At 50.1% G+C, this 13151-nt stretch carries 12 protein-coding genes; 11 read left to right on the forward strand and 1 reads right to left on the reverse strand.

The annotated features are described in order from the left end of the window. Positions 1–294 precede the first annotated feature (294 nt). From IOQ59_RS06985 to thiO, 8 genes are all read left to right on the forward strand, one after another. Positions 295–849, forward strand: a complete 555-nt coding sequence (locus IOQ59_RS06985; RefSeq protein WP_193952554.1) for a GspH/FimT family pseudopilin — start codon at positions 295–297, stop codon at positions 847–849. Further along, on the forward strand, positions 839–1387 hold the full coding sequence (gene pilV / locus IOQ59_RS06990; protein WP_193952555.1) for a type IV pilus modification protein PilV: 549 nt from the start codon (positions 839–841) through the stop codon (positions 1385–1387). The genes IOQ59_RS06985 and pilV overlap by 11 nt, the downstream gene beginning before the upstream one ends. A 20-nt stretch (positions 1388–1407) precedes the next feature. Continuing rightward, complete coding sequence (locus IOQ59_RS06995) at positions 1408–2478, forward strand: PilW family protein (protein WP_193952556.1); 1071 nt, start codon at positions 1408–1410, stop codon at positions 2476–2478. Positions 2479–2480: 2 nt separating this feature from the next. Then, positions 2481–3134 carry a pilus assembly PilX family protein gene (locus IOQ59_RS07000; protein ID WP_193952557.1) on the forward strand — a complete coding sequence of 218 codons (654 nt, stop codon included), beginning with the start codon at positions 2481–2483 and terminating at the stop codon, positions 3132–3134. 27 nt (positions 3135–3161) lie between these two features. Further along, entirely contained in the window at positions 3162–6767 is a 3606-nt protein-coding gene (locus tag IOQ59_RS07005; RefSeq protein ID WP_193952558.1) for a pilus assembly protein, read from the forward strand. 27 nt (positions 6768–6794) lie between these two features. Next, positions 6795–7208 (forward strand): type IV pilin protein, encoded by a 414-nt coding sequence (locus tag IOQ59_RS07010; protein ID WP_371871832.1) that lies wholly within the window; start codon positions 6795–6797, stop codon positions 7206–7208. Positions 7209–7388: 180 nt separating this feature from the next. Continuing rightward, complete coding sequence (locus IOQ59_RS07015; protein ID WP_193952559.1) at positions 7389–7988, forward strand: GspH/FimT family pseudopilin; 600 nt, start codon at positions 7389–7391, stop codon at positions 7986–7988. An 83-nt stretch (positions 7989–8071) separates the two neighbouring features. Then, positions 8072–9172: a glycine oxidase ThiO gene (gene thiO / locus IOQ59_RS07020; RefSeq protein WP_193952560.1), complete on the forward strand. Its 1101-nt coding sequence runs from the start codon at positions 8072–8074 to the stop codon at positions 9170–9172. A gap of 89 nt (positions 9173–9261) precedes the next feature. On the opposite strand, the gene IOQ59_RS07025 is transcribed toward thiO, so the two are convergent. Next, a complete protein-coding gene (locus IOQ59_RS07025; protein ID WP_193952561.1) occupies positions 9262–10206 on the reverse strand; it encodes an outer membrane protein assembly factor BamD in 945 nt (314 codons plus the stop codon). Positions 10207–10413: 207 nt separating this feature from the next. Here IOQ59_RS07025 and rluD point away from each other — a divergent pair, with 207 nt between their 5' ends. The 3 genes from rluD (at position 10414) to imuA (ending at position 13145) form a co-directional block, all read left to right on the forward strand. Beyond that, positions 10414–11382 (forward strand): 23S rRNA pseudouridine(1911/1915/1917) synthase RluD, encoded by a 969-nt coding sequence (gene rluD, locus IOQ59_RS07030; RefSeq protein ID WP_193952562.1) that lies wholly within the window; start codon positions 10414–10416, stop codon positions 11380–11382. A gap of 28 nt (positions 11383–11410) precedes the next feature. Further along, positions 11411–12148, forward strand: coding sequence for a peptidoglycan editing factor PgeF (gene pgeF / locus IOQ59_RS07035; protein ID WP_193952563.1), 738 nt, complete (start codon positions 11411–11413; stop codon positions 12146–12148). Between the two features lie 298 nt (positions 12149–12446). Further along, positions 12447–13145, forward strand: coding sequence for a translesion DNA synthesis-associated protein ImuA (gene imuA / locus IOQ59_RS07040; protein WP_193952564.1), 699 nt, complete (start codon positions 12447–12449; stop codon positions 13143–13145). Positions 13146–13151: the final 6 nt, after the last annotated feature.

The raw sequence follows: 13151 nt of genomic DNA on the forward strand, positions 1-13151 counted from the left end.
TTACCATTGTTAGAGGGATCTGTTAAGAAGGCCCACGGGCATGCTTGTGGGCTTTATACTCATCTTTATACCAGCTCCCTTCTACGATCGTCGTGTAACACCGACTTGCGTCATCTTGTCGCGATGTTTAAGCCAGTTTAATGCTATTAACGACCTATAAAACTGTATTAATATTGATCAGTTTTATCGCGTTGCCGCGGCATATTGACTGAATGGCTGTTTCATTAATTGTTAATACACATAGATTCTTCCGATGCCGATAATGAGTGGTGATTAGCATGCGTGGCATTACAAATGAATCAGAAGAGCCTGATAGAGCGATTATCCCTGAATATGGAAAGCAGAGTGGTTTTTAAAAAGGTTAAAGACAGGGGATTTACGCTGGTTGAATTAATGATCACGTTGGCGATCCTCGCAATATTGATGACTGTTGCGGTGCCGAATTTTGGTTTGTTTGTACAGACGGGGCGAATGGACACGATTCAAAACCGGTTGGTGGCCAGCTTGGCACAAGCGAGGTCTGAAGCGATTCGTCGGGGTGAAGATGTCACGGTGGCCTTTACCGTTTCCGGTGGGCGCGTCACCCAGTGGCTGTCGACAGATGAAGGTGGTGATTCGATTCGTCAGGAATCCGGGTCTGATGCCAACGTATCACTGACTCTGTCTGCCGCTCAGAATACCGTAGTCTTTACGAGAGATGGTGAACTAAGTTCGGCGAGTGACGTCTGTTTTGTCGTGGATGATGGAGATAGCGCAACAGATGTGCGATATGTGCAGCTGAATGCGGTTGGCCGTGCCCGGGCCTGGGATGGAGAAACCGATGATACGGTATGTGGTAGTGGAAGCTGAACGCGGTTACACCCTGATTGAGGTGCTGGTGGCTCTGTTAGTTATCTCTCTGGGCCTGCTGGGGATGGCGAGCCTTCAGGTGACAGGGCTTAAACAGAACCAGAATGCTTATATACGTAGTCAAGTTTTGGTTGCTACTCAAGACATTGTCGGGCGGATGCGGGCAAATAAAACGGGTGTGTTAAACGGCGATTATTTCGAAGCGGCGTCCGATGAACAGATCAAAAATATTGATACGTCCTGTGAAAGCACTGCCTGCACCAGTGCAGAGCTGGCGATCTACGACCTGAATAATTGGAAATACCATTTGCAGCAAGAGGCCGGTGGTGGCGGTTGTATGACGCGTGCTATAGAGACAAGTAATAGTTATCAAGAAGAAGCGGTTAGCGATCTGACTAAGCTTTGCACCGACAGTAATGACCAAAGTAAGCCGGTGGTTATGTATGTTTGGTGGAACGACTCTCGGTATAAAAATAAGGAAGAAGCGAAGAGCAGTGACAAGGATATTCAAGTCATCGCTTTGAGTGTGGAAATATGATGAAGCGACATGGAATTCATATGAAATATCAGAAAGGTCTGTCTCTGATAGAGCTAATGATCGCTCTGGTGATTGGTTTGTTGCTGGTGGCTGCTACCGTCCAGATGTTTGTGGGCAGTCGTGTCACATATAGCATGCAAAACGAGCTGGCCAAAGTTCAGGAAAATGCCCGTTTTGCGATGAATTTCATTAGCCGGGACTTGCGTATGGCGGGATATATCGGCTGTACCAAACACCTTACTATTGCGAATACATTGCGTGATACTGCAAATGGGGATGCTGCCCATGGTGAATATGATCTATCTGTACCTATAGCAATAGAAGATAACTATGTGTCTGCGTCAGGTACAAGTATCGATCTTCCATCAAACGCATCTCCGAGTGATGGTACTGATATCGTCAGTATTAAGTTTTCCGACACCGAGGGGGCTTGTTCGGTTACGGATCATAATACGAGCTCCGCTGTGATGACATGCACCGGACATGAGTTTGTGACGGGACAGGTTTTATTGGTTTCTGACTGTAAGAAGGCCGCGATTGTTCAGCATACAGGTGGAAACCCCAATAAAATTGTTCACAACACAGGAAACTCTGTTACACCGGGAAATTGTACCAAGGGGCTTGGTCTGCCAATAGTTTGCAGCACGCTGGGAACAGCAGAAGACTTCACCGGTGGGACAGTCATGTTGCTGCGTAATTACACCTATTATATCGATCAGAACGCCTTTGGAGTGCCTGCGTTGTATCGGACTAGCATTGGGGTGACAGACAAAAATGCTACGTTGAATCAGCAAGAACTGGTAGAGGGCGTCGAGAATATGCAGGTTTTGCTTGGTTTGGATACCGATGATGACGGTACCGCAGACTGCTTTAAGAGTTCTGTGAGTCGGTGTGTAAGCAGTGGTTCTGTTACTGTGACGGAAGATAACATTGTCGCGATAAGGGTCAGTTTAGTAATACGTAGTATCGCAAATAATGTTACGTCTACTCCCCAAAGTTATGTATTAAACGGTGTGACAATAACCCCTACGGATAACTATCTGCGCAAGGTTTTCACCTCAACAGTTACGCTTCGCAACAGGACGCTTTAAGGATGAAACAGCGGCTACAGAGAGGCTCGGTACTGATTGTATCTATGGTGCTCTTACTCGTTATGACTTTGATTGGTATGGCAGGCATAGAGGTTACCAGTCTCGAAGAAAAGATGGTGTTTAATCTGCGTGATCGACAGGTTGCGTTTGAAGCAGCTGAAGCTGCATTGTTGAGCGCAGAGGAATATTTGCAGCTGGATACAGGAGACACCTCAATTATTCAGTTTGAAGGTGGTAGTGGTGGTCTTTACTCCGTCGAGCAGTCTGATTCTTGCAATGATTCACCGTCGTCAGATTCAGACGAAGATGATAGTCCTGGAAACAGCGGAAACAGCGGAAACAGCGGAAACAGCGGAAACAGCAACAACGAGGACGATAGTGAAAGCAGTGAAACCGTTGACAGCATAGCGCTAGCTAAAAAAGATTGGGACGTGGGTTGCCGTATAGAGTTCAGCAGTCTTCAGCCAGATGCATTTACGAAGCAAGCGCCCAACTTTATTGTGGAAGAGCTTTTGGTCGATGAACTGTCGCCTTCGCTGAAGGTCGGTGAAGTCAGTGATCGTTATATCTACTACCGGGTAACCACGAGTGCACAAGGGCTGACCGGTTCCTCGGAAGTGCGTGTTCAAACTGTGTATAAGGTTTATCGAAAATAACCGTCGGATAAGGGAAAAGGTCACGGGATGATGGGGAAAATAGAGTGGAAGAACATGCGTCGAATGTTTCAGGACGGCTTCCCGGTTGCCTTTAATTTATTAATAGCTGTATCTACCTTGTTGGTCTTGAGTCAGCCTTTACAGGCTGATTCAACGTTGCATCTAAAGGATGTACCACAGGCAAATATCCTGTTTTTGATTGATGATGCGTTGAGCTTGGATTTTGAGAAACTCATGGATAGGGAGGAGGAGGAACGTTTAGGGATTGATGACTATCGCTTTTACTTTAAGTATAAAAGTCTCAATAAATTTAATGATATAGCGCCACATTGTACCCGCTACAATAAGCTGGCGTATGACCCGTCTAAAACGTATCGCCCTTGGTGGGGAACAGACTCAGAAGGTAATATATTTCAAGATCAGACCAATATCAGTTCTGTACCCTTCGATCCTTATTTACCGAAAGATGTGGGAATAGCAGATGCCGATGAGATTGCTAGAAACCAAGACAATCACACAGATCTGTCTCAGGCATTTTATCTTGTTTGGACGGATGGCAATGATAATGGTGAGCATGATGAAGGGGAATGTTCGGTTCCGACTCAATTACATTCCGACTGCAAAGAAGGGGAAGGTAACGAGAAGCTTGCCAGTAGCATATGCGTCTCTGTCGCTGATATGTCATCCGCAGAGCAGATTAATTTTGCCAATTGGTACGCGTATCACCGTAAGCGTGAATATGTCATTAAATACGCCTTAGCCGAAGTCATCAATAAATCTCAAGCACGTATCGGAATCGGATTTTCCAGTACCGAGAAATTCCATAATACGGTTAGCCGCGGAGCTGAAATTAAAGATGTAGATGATATTTCTTTTCCGATTGACCCGCAGGCTAAGGCAAACAAAGAGGAATTGTTAACCCGGGTTTTTGCGTTTGATACGAAAGCAGTAGGAAAAGATATTTCTCAAGTCCGCCGTACCTATGAAGCTGCTGGTAACTACTTTGAGCGTGAAGAGGTGTATGAATCGGGTGATACCTCAGGTGTGAGGGAGCTGTTTGGATATGATAGTGATGAGGCCGAGCCAGAATCCCCTATCGTAATCAGTGATGCACGAGGCGTTTGTCAGAATAACGCTACTGTTGTTATTGCAGGTCGGTATGAAAATGGTTCAGACAGTAGTAACTATTCGCGCCGAATCCTTCATAAACATATAGATGGTGACAATAGTTCTGACTACGACGGCGAGTGGGTTGCTGGGATCTCGCCAAAAGATTCTTATGCCGATGATTATTTCGATACTCTAGCCGATGCGGCGATGTTCTTTTATGAACGTGATCTCTACCCGGATGAAGATAACCCTAATATTATCCAGCGTATGTCTACCCATATGGTGGCGCTTGGATTGGAGGGGACATTAAGTGCAGGACCAAGTTCAGCGACGGAGCCCTTTACTTGGACTGATCGTGTGAATAGCCATAAAGAAACTATCGACGATATGCGTCATGCTGCCTGGAATGGCCGGGGGCGGTTTCATGATCCAAGTGATGGTGAAGAACTAGTCGACGCGCTTAAGGATATTCTATTCAACGTCGAGCTCGCCTCTGAAAATGAGGCTAATGCCGTGGGCTCGAACATGCTGTCAGTGACTTCGTTGCGCGCCAGCAGTGCAACCACTGCTTTTGTGACTAGGTTTGAGCCGAGTATCTGGACGGGGCATTTGCTGGCATTTCCGATCAATCAAACTACGTTGGCTTTGGAAGATCAGGCGTGGAATGCTGCTGATTTGATCCCGACCCATACACGCAGGAACATATTTAGTCACAATGGTGATGCCGGTTTCGAGTTTACGACCGCTGCACTGACTAATAGCAATGGCTTTTCCGATACGCAGCTGGCTAATCTGAATGCACTGAATGATGTGACAGATAGCCTGGCGCAGAAGCGTGTTGCTTATCTGCGGGGGGATCAAACAGATGAAGGGAACCCCTTCCGTTCTCGTAGTGGACTGTTGGGCGATATCGTGAACTCCGATGCCTTTTATACCTATGATGAAAACCACCGCTATCATGGTTTAGAAACGGCAGAAAGTGATACGACGGGCAGTTACTACTATTACCTCAAAAATAAAAAGCGTTCGAAACGCCCTATGGTCTATGTGGGCGCGAATGATGGAATGTTGCATGGTTTTTACGCGACAGCGGATAGTGATCTGGCTGATGACGTTGATGCTGCGACCTGTAAAGAAACCAGTGCTAAATGTGCCGGTGAGGAGGCCTTTGCCTACATTCCCAAGAGTGTTTACGGAAAACTGAGTAACCTGACCGATCCGGACTATTCACACAATTATTTTGTTGATGGACCGGCGATTGTGGCGGATGCCTATATCAATTTCAGTGATGAGGGCAGTAGTGCGAAACGTTGGGGCTCGGTGCTGCTTGGCTCACTGGGTGTCGGCGGCGCTGGTGTGTTTGCACTGGATGTCTCAAAGCCAGACAGCTTTGGCAGTAACGATGTGCTTTGGGACTTAGATGCCACTGATCTGCCGGACTTAGGTTCCTTATCCGGCCGTATCTCTGTGGTGAAACTACAGAACGATTCTTGGGCCGCGGTGTTTGGCAATGGTTACGACAGCGCCAATCATAAAGCAGGCCTTTACATCGTACCGCTGGAAAGCCCGAAAGACGCAATCTTTATTAATACTGAGTCCGACGGGACGTCAGACAGTCCGAATGGTTTGTCGGCGGCTTTGGCAACGGATACCGACGGTGATAAAAGAGCGGATCGCATCTATGCCGGTGATCTGCAGGGGAATATGTGGGTGTTTGATCTGAGTGCAGATAATAGCGACGATTGGAAAGTGGCATATAAACAGGGTTCATCCCCCGAACCACTATTCCGCTCCTGCACTAACGACGATTGTAGCAATCCCCAGCCGATTACCATGCGCCCTGAAGTGGTCAAATATAGTGGTGCCGGTGGGGGGCAATTGGTCTTGTTTGGTACCGGTAGTTATCGCACGGCGGATGATGTAGATAGCACCCAGGTACAGAGCTTTTATGGTGTGCGTGATGACACCGACAATGCAGTTCCTGGCCGATCTAGTTTGCAGCAGCAGGAAATCGTAAAAGAGTTCACTGTGCAAACCACCGGGGAACATCGTGTTACCTCTAAAAATAGTGTGGATTACAGCAGTTCGAGAGGTTGGTATATCGATTTCAATTCATCTCGTTTCATCGGTGAACGTATGATCACCGACCCTGTGGTAAGGCGCGATACAGTGCGGTTCTTTACCTTCACTGTAGAAGGTGGCGTTTGCAGCCGTAATGGCGGCGATAGCTGGTTTATGGAACTGGACTTCAACACTGGTGCCCGGGCAGATTCATCTACCTTTGATGTGAATGGCGATGGGCGGGTAGATGCGGATGATCTGGAAACGCTGGAGACTAGCGCAGGCACTGAGCAAGTCCCTGTGTCCGGGTTTAAAGCGGAAGGTTTGGTGAAAACCCCCGATTTTGCCTCCAATGGTGAGACTACCCGTCTGCGTGGTGATTCATCCGGTGGTGGGCTGGTTGAGCGTGCGCGTCAGGAGGGGCCGCCACTGGGGCGTCAGTCCTGGATTCAGGTTCGATAATTTAGATAATCAGAGAAGGCGAACAACGTGAAGCAGAAAGGTTTCAGTCTGATTGAGCTGATGATCACAGTGGCGATTATCGGCATTATTGCCGCGATTGCGTATCCGTCTTACACCGACTATGTACAGCAGGCCCGTCGAGCCGATGGGCAGGGCGCTATGTTGCAAGCGGCGCAGTGGATGGAGCGACAGTTTACAGTAAATGGAAATTACAATTCGGACTTCAATTCCGTTGATGGTGACGGTAATGCAATAAAGCCTTATGACACAGACTTTTATAGCATCGTGGTTTCAGGCTCTACAACAAGTACTTACACGATCCAAGGGACCCCAACAGGCGCTCAGGCCAGTGATGATTGCAAGATATTGTCTGTGACCAGCGTGGGTGTAAAATCCGCCAAAGAATCTGATGGTACTGCGATAGACGGTTGTTGGGACTGAATATCCTAATCAATGCGTGGTGTTTTCATATTATGATTTTTGTTGGCTCTGCTATATCAGGATGATGTTCAGGGCCAGTTTGCTGAGGGGTTGTATCGCTTATTGATCAGTTCTGATACTGGTAAAGGTCTATCAGGTCTGGAATTCACTTAACCTGCAACGGATTGTAGGGAGTACCTTATGTACAAGGATGTGTGTCGTCGCCCGGCAGGGCACTTTGTGGCTGAGGCAAGGGGTTTTACCCTGATTGAGCTGTTGGTCACCCTCTCTGTTCTTTCTATTCTGATGTTTGTTGCTGTTCCCAGTATGAGCGATGTAGTCGCGGACTCTCGTGTCGCTGAAACTCGTCATCGTGTGCGTGCTGCGCTGGCGTTGGCACGTTCAGAAGCGATTCGACGGGGTATTACGGTGACGATGTGTGCGTCAGTCGATAGCCAAAGTTGTGAAGGGAGGGCCAAGCAGGGTAAGTATCTCTGGTCGCAACTGCTGTTATTCAAAGACAATAATGCCGATCGGATGTTCTTCACTGCCGATCAGGATGAGTTAATTCGTGTGGTTGATCTGAGCGGTGGAGGTCAGGTGTTATGGAACCGAGGGCAGTCCACGATCTATGCGAGTGATGGCAGTTTGTCGGGCAGTGTGAATGGCTCGTTTTACATCTTCGATGAAGCGGAGATGAGCAAAGGGGTGAGGATGTTGCTGCAGTTGACCGGTCGGCTACGGCAAGCGGATTTCTCTAATCAAGACATTGCTTATGTAGACCAGTATCTGGGTCATTAAAGCGTAAATTGGCCCTTGAGAGGGTAGGTGTTGTGTCATACTCTCGGCATTCGGTCTAAGTTGTTGAGAATACTGGAGGATGCATGTCTGATTATCTGATCGTTGGTGGTGGTGTTATCGGGATGATGATGGCGCGTGAGCTGTCTACAGCCGGTGCCGATGTTACCTTGGTTGATCGTCGCGGCTGTGCGGAAGAATCCTCCTGGGCGGGGGGCGGTATTGTTTCTCCGCTGTACCCGTGGCGCTACAAAGATCCAATTACTGCTCTGGCGACCTGGTCCCAAAGCAGTTATGTCCTGCTTGCACAGGAGCTGCTGGAAGAGACCGGTTACGATCCGGAGCTGCGCCAAAAAGGTATGTTTATGGTGTCGGTGGAAGACGCGGACGACGCGCGTCGCTGGGCAGCGAAGCATCACCGTCCTCTGACAACTGTAGATGCAGATTTCCTCTACCAGAAAGAACCGCACCTGAAAGAAAACCTTGGAGAAGCGTTATGGATGCCGGAAGTGGCCAGTATCCGCAACCCTCGTTTGGGTCGCTCGTTGCGTCAGAGTCTGGTTGGGCGTGATAACGTGACGGTGCTTGAGCATCAACCGCTGGAAAGCCTGATCATTGAAGGTGAGCAGGTAAAAGGGATCAAGACCCATAAAGGTGAGATCCGTGCAGACAAGACGATTATCGCAGCGGGTTCATGGAGTGGTGAGCTGGTGAAACCACTGGGGTTGAATGTGCCCGTTGAACCGGTACGTGGTCAGATGATGATCTTTAAAGCACCGCAAGGGTTGGTGAATCGTGTGGTGTTGATGGACGGACGTTATGTGATTCCACGTAATGACGGTCGTGTGTTGATCGGCAGTACTATGGAACATACCGGCTTTGTAAAAGAGACTACCGAAGACGCACGTGCCTCACTCTATGAGACGGCCATTAATATAGTGCCGGCGCTGGCGGACCATCCGATTGAGCACCATTGGGCGGGCTTACGTCCGGGATCACCGGAAGGTGTACCGTTTATTGGTGCGGTGCCGGGATACGAAAATCTGTATATGAATGCTGGGCATTTCCGTAATGGATTGGTGCTGGCGCCGGCATCAACCCGCTTGCTGGCCGATCAGTTACTGGGACGTACACCGATTATCGATCCGGCTGCGTATGCGCTGAGTGGACGGGTCACATCTGGCTGATCCAATCGCCTGAGTGCAGATACAAAAAAGCCCGGTTATCACCGGGCTTTTTATCGTTTGTAACTATTTATTGCTTGTGACTGTGGCTCTTATTTGTCCTGAGTCTCTTTGGCGTCTTCTTCGCCGTCGTCACCGAACAGGCCAAAGGAGAGACGGTTCAGCCAGGAGCGCTTCTCTTCCGCTTCTTCGTCAGACAGTGTGTTGATAACGGGTGCAGGTGCCTCAGGTGCGCCACGGAACAGATCGAAAGTGGCGGCATCCAGCAGGGTCTTTTCAGACTCTTTAACCGGACGGTATACGTAGTTCGGATAGTTCGCATTCAGCACGGCCATTGCATCGTCGGCGAGTTCAACCTGTCCCAGTAGAGTGTAGGCTTCAACCATTACGGCCAGTGCAGCCGGAATCGCCGGGGTTTTCTGCAGATTCTCGATTACATAACGACCACGGTTAGCGGCTGCCAGATAAGCGCCACGCTGGATGTAGTAGTGTGCTACGTGAACTTCGTAGGTTGCCAGACGGTTTTTCAGGTGGACCATACGTTTACGCGCGTCCGGTGCGTATTCGCTGTCCGGATACAGACGTACCAGAGATCGGAAGCTGTCGAATCCATCCAGTGCCGCACCCGGATCACGTTTTGTCTCATCCAGTGGCAGGTACTTGATGAAGAAGGTGCGATCCTGCTCAAACGCGGTCAGACCTTTCAGGTAATACGCGTAATCGATGTTTTCATGGTTAGGATGCAGACGGATAAAGCGGTCGGCCGAGGCGCGGGCAGCTTCCGGTTCGAAGTTCTTGAAGTAGGCATATGTCAGCTCAAGCTGTGCCTGTTCAGAATAACGACCGAAGGGGTAGCGGGCTTCCAGCAGCTGCAGCTTTTCAATCGCCAGAACATAGTTGTCCAGCTCGAGTGCTTCCAGTGCATCTTCGTAGATCTCTTGCTCAGGTAGATCCGGAATCTCTAGTTCATCATTGGAGGAGCAGGCAGAAACCAGAACACAGAGGGCTGCGACTGCGATAATCTTGGTGATACGCATCCTGTTGAATCTCGATGTAGTCCTAAGCCGTAACCAGTTATACTGGGCGGATATGATTGAAAAACGCAGCGGACATGGCTTGGTCCATCAGGCCGCTTGCGGTTGAATAACAGCCTATTTAAACACAACCCCTATCTAAGCCAAAGTCTCTAAGGCATTTAAAGGCAATTTCCCGGCAGATAGGCGGCATAGCAGATTAAGGTTTCAATGTCAGAACAGATAAGCTTGCACGCACAGGTCTCCGATGACTTGGTAGGGAAACGGTTGGATCAGGCCGTTGCGCAATTGTTCCCGGATTATTCCCGTTCCCGTCTTCAGGAATGGATTAAAGACGGATCTATCACCGTAGACGGTCAGGCAAAACGTCCACGGGATAAGTTGATGGGTGGCGAATCGGTACAGCTGGATGCGCAGCTCGAAGTGATCGAAGCCCATCAGCCACAGGATATTCCATTGAATATTGTCTATGAAGATGACGATATTATGGTGATCAACAAACCGGCTGGGCTGGTGGTACATCCGGCTCCGGGCCATCCTGATGGCACCTTGCTGAATGCCTTGCTGCATCATTTCCCGGAGATCAATCAGGTGCCACGTGCAGGGATTGTGCACCGCCTTGATATGGATACCACCGGTTTGATGGTGATTGCGAAAACGATTCAGGCGCAAACTGAGCTGGTGGTTCAGTTGCAGGAACGCACCATGGGTCGTGAATATGAAGCGGTGGTGAACCGCGTCATGACGGGGGGTGGTACGGTAGACGAGCCGATGGCCCGTCACTCCAAACACCGCCAGAAAATGGCGGTTGTCGGATTGGGTAAAGAAGCAACAACCCATTACCGGATACTGGAGAAGTTCAGCGCCCATACGCATATTCGCCTGAAGCTGGAAACGGGCCGTACCCACCAGATTCGTGTGCATATGTCTTACATTAACTATCCGCTGATTGGCGACCCGCTATACGGTGGTCGTTTCCGTCTGCCGAAAGGCACCACTGAAGAGCTGCAACAGTTACTGCGTGGCTTTAAGCGTCAGGCGCTGCATGCGAAGAAGCTGGAACTCTGGCATCCGAAAACCGGTGAGCTGATGTCTTGGGAAGTGGATCTGCCTGATGATATCCAGCAGCTGCTGGAAGCACTGAAGCAGGATGCGGTTGTTCAGGATAATGATTTCTAAGATCGCCGAATAAGAAGAGAGTATCAACATGCAACGGATCATCGCAGACTGGGCTGCCCCGACGAATGTTCATGCACTGACGACAACCCGGTTGGGCGGTGTCAGTATCATGCCTTATGCGGGTTTGAATCTGGGTGATCATGTTGATGATGATCCGGCCGCAGTTGCCGCCAATCGCAGTCAACTGATACGTGAACTGGGCTTGAAGCAGCCACCACAATGGTTGCAGCAGGTGCACGGTATTCAGGTGGTGGAAGCCCGTGCCGATGGCATTGTGCCTGAAGCTGATGCCTGCTGGAGCGATCAACCCGGACAGGCGTGTATTGTGATGACCGCCGATTGTTTGCCGGTCTTCTTTGCGGATCAAAAGGGACGGAAGGTGGCTGTTGCACACGCAGGCTGGCGCGGGCTGGCGGATGGTGTATTGGAAGCGACCCTGAACTGCTTTGATGACCCTGCACAGATGACGTGCTGGCTGGGTCCGGCGATTGGTCCGCAGGCGTTTGAGGTGGGTGGTGAAGTCCGTACACAATTCTGTGATCTGCTGCCGGCTTCCGAACAGGCCTTTCAGCCGGTAGCGGGGAAAGAGGCTGAAGATAAGTGGCTGGCAGATATCTATCAATTGGCACGTTTACGATTGAGCGCTGCGGGTGTGACGGCTATCAGCGGTGGGGAACACTGCACTTATACCGACTCTGACCTGTTCTACTCCTACCGCCGTGATGGCGTGACCGGTCGTATGGCCAGCGTCATCTGGCTCGATTGATCTTATAGTCATGTTGTAGGGCAGGCTTTTAGCCTGTCAGGCAGCCTGAAGGCTGCCCTACAAGCGCGTTGTAGTAAGTCTGAACCCTTTGTAGGGTCGGCTTCAGCTGACCGGCAGACTCATCACCTACGGTGACGCTGAGCCTGCCCTATACAGGTAGTTATCATCACAGCGATACAGCCCTGTCATTCGCCTTTTTATCATCCTGAGAACGTTTCCCTCTATATTCGAGTATTGCCACACGGGATTTTTGCGTCATAATATACTGTATATAAATACAGTATTGTTGTGTTTTCCTATGGCTACAGAAACTGGTTCACTGCATAAATTGCTTCACAAAGGCGAGGTTTGGCGCGGGCGACAGGCCGCTGAGCAGCTGCGTCACCGATGTTTGAGCAGTGGCTTTCCACAGTTGGATGCCCTGTTACCCGGCCAGGGCTGGCAGGCATCACAGCTGGTGGAGCTGCTCTACAGCGATGAGGGCAGTGGTGAACTGGGTGTGCTGTTGCCGCTGCTGGCAGAGCTGTCCCAGCAGGAGCGTTGGGTGTTGTGGGTGGATCCGCCACATATTCCTTATGCGCCGGCTTTACTGGGTGCAGGGGTGAATCTGGATCGGGTGCAGGTCGTGCGGAGTAATAGCCGTCGAGATCGACTCTGGTGTCTGGAGCAAAGCTTAAAAAGTGGGTGTTGCAGTGCGGTTCTGGGGTGGTTGCCCGCCGGGCAAGAGAAAGCGATCCGGCGTTTACAGGTGGCGGCAGTTGAGGGGGATTGTCGGGGATTCCTGTTTCGCCATAGCCGTTGTCAGTCACAGCACTCTGCTGCGCCTTGTCGTTTGTTGCTGGAACCTCATCCTGAAGGTGTCACGGTGAGTGCCCTGAAACGGCGTGGAGGCTGGCCATTACCGCCACGTCTGATTCCGGTCTCTCCCGTGGTTTCTCAAACCGCTGAACCTGATGCCGGGCCAGCGCGCCTGACTCTGGTTGGCACATCCACTTAAAAGCCG

The organism is Pontibacterium sinense, assembly GCF_015209595.1.
Lineage (GTDB): Bacteria > Pseudomonadota > Gammaproteobacteria > Pseudomonadales > Balneatricaceae > Pontibacterium > Pontibacterium sinense.

Coding starts and splice junctions, on each gene's coding strand:
- IOQ59_RS06985 (WP_193952554.1), top strand. CDS start 295: ATGAATCAGAAGAGCCTGATAGAGCGATTATCCCTGAATATGGAAAGC.
- IOQ59_RS06995 (WP_193952556.1), top strand. CDS start 1,408: ATGAAATATCAGAAAGGTCTGTCTCTGATAGAGCTAATGATCGCTCTG.
- IOQ59_RS07000 (WP_193952557.1), top strand. CDS start 2,481: ATGAAACAGCGGCTACAGAGAGGCTCGGTACTGATTGTATCTATGGTG.
- IOQ59_RS07005 (WP_193952558.1), top strand. CDS start 3,162: ATGATGGGGAAAATAGAGTGGAAGAACATGCGTCGAATGTTTCAGGAC.
- IOQ59_RS07015 (WP_193952559.1), top strand. CDS start 7,389: ATGTACAAGGATGTGTGTCGTCGCCCGGCAGGGCACTTTGTGGCTGAG.
- thiO (WP_193952560.1), top strand. CDS start 8,072: ATGTCTGATTATCTGATCGTTGGTGGTGGTGTTATCGGGATGATGATG.
- IOQ59_RS07025 (WP_193952561.1), bottom strand. CDS start 10,206: ATGCGTATCACCAAGATTATCGCAGTCGCAGCCCTCTGTGTTCTGGTT.
- rluD (WP_193952562.1), top strand. CDS start 10,414: ATGTCAGAACAGATAAGCTTGCACGCACAGGTCTCCGATGACTTGGTA.
- pgeF (WP_193952563.1), top strand. CDS start 11,411: ATGCAACGGATCATCGCAGACTGGGCTGCCCCGACGAATGTTCATGCA.
- imuA (WP_193952564.1), top strand. CDS start 12,447: ATGGCTACAGAAACTGGTTCACTGCATAAATTGCTTCACAAAGGCGAG.